The sequence below is a fragment of the Bradyrhizobium sp. MI1.4 genome, from assembly GCF_055811315.1.
In genome coordinates this window covers 1-1,522 of record NZ_JBVVPP010000121.1, presented here as the reverse complement: position 1 = coordinate 1,522, position 1,522 = coordinate 1, and the positions used below count along the sequence as shown (strand labels likewise).

The following is a 1,522-nucleotide window of genomic DNA, read 5'->3' as shown; positions in this document are numbered from 1 at the left end:
GTCGTCCGTGAACAAGGTTCTAAGCGATTGAGCAGGAGTCTCTTTTTCGGATTCGAGGCGGTTTGAGATTGCAGGGAATGCGAGGTTGAAGCCGCCAAACCCTGCAATTTCGCTTTTGGATTCCCTTTCCCTGCGGCCCATGATTCTGTGGTGCATCGGAGGGAACGATGCGGCCGAAGAAGCACAAGACGACGGGATCGAACGATCTGTTCCGGGCGCGGCTGGACCAGATCATCAATCTGAAGCACGAGTTGGTTCTGCTTGCCGGCAAGATCGATTGGGACTGGATCGACGGCGAGATCGCGCCGCTCTACAGCGAGAACGGCCGGCCGGGGATCGAGACCCGCTTCATGATCGGGCTGTTGTTGCTCAAGCATATCTACGGGCTGTCCGATGAGGGGGTGTGCGAGCGCTGGGTCCACGACCCTTATTTCCAGTTCTTCACCGGCGAAGAGTTTTTCCGGCACGCTTTCCCGCACGAACGCTCGGACCTGAGCCATTGGCGCAAGCGGCTCGGCGACAAGCTGGAGCTGCTGCTGGCCGAGAGCCTGCGGGTGGCGCACGAAGCCGGCGCCTTACGCAGCCAGGACCTCAAGCGCGTCACCGTCGACACCACGGTGCAGCCGAAGGCCATCACCTTCCCGACCGACGCCAAGCTGCTTCATGCGGCCATCCAGGGCCTCAACCGCCTGGCGAGAAGGCACGCCGTCAGGCTGCGGCAATCCTATTCTCGTGTGGCCAAGGCCGCTGCGATGATGGCGGGCCGCTACGCCCATGCCAAACAGTTCGGGCGGCATCAGCGGCAGTTGCGTATCCTGCGCAGCCGGCTGGGCCGGATCATCCGCGACGTCCGTCGCAAGATCGAGGGCCAGCCAGCCCTCGAGGAGGCATTCGCCCTTCCGCTTGGCCGAGCCAGCCAGATCCGCTCCCAGCAGCAGCGCCAGCGCGGCTGGAAGCTCTATTCCTTTCATGCCCCGGAGGTGGAGTGCATCGGCAAAGGCAAGGCCTCAGCCCCTTACGAGTTCGGCGTGAAGGCCTCCATCGTCACCAACAATCGCCGAGCTCCCGGCGGCCTGTTCGTACTGCATGCCAGCTCGCTGCCCGAAAATCCCTACGACGGTCATACCCTGCGGAACGTCATCGACCGGACCGAGACGCTCACCGGATGTCCGATCGAGCGGGCCTATGTCGACAAGGGATACCGCGGCCACGATGCTCAAAATCCACGTCGCATCTTCATCTCCGGCCAAAAGCGCGGCGTCTTCGGCGTCATCAAGCGCGAGCTGCGCCGCCGCTCCGCCATCGAGCCCATCATCGGCCACATGAAGACCGAAGGTCACCTCGGTCGCTGCTACCTCAAAGGCCGTGCCGGAGACGCCGCCAACGTCATCCTCTCAGCCGTCGGCCACAACTTCCGCCGCATCCTAGCCTGGCTCAGAGAACTCTTGTGCCTGTTCCTGGTCCGACTATGCCGCGTGCTGGCCGGTCCAGCCCCGCTCAATTCGCCTTCTTAACGGACGAC

The 1,522-nt window shown here is 62.9% G+C and carries 1 protein-coding gene; it reads left to right on the top strand.

Annotated features, from left to right (window positions below; translation table 11 throughout):
- The first annotated feature begins 167 nt into the window (after positions 1-167).
- A complete protein-coding gene (locus tag AC0L23_RS39880) occupies positions 168-1,514 on the top strand; it encodes an IS5 family transposase (protein WP_317245434.1) in 1,347 nt (448 codons plus the stop codon).
- Positions 1,515-1,522 lie beyond the last annotated feature (8 nt).

What these genes read in the sequence shown, in the direction of transcription:
- AC0L23_RS39880 (WP_317245434.1), top strand. Translation starts at nt 168, where the DNA reads ATGCGGCCGAAGAAGCACAAGACGACGGGATCGAACGATCTGTTCCGG.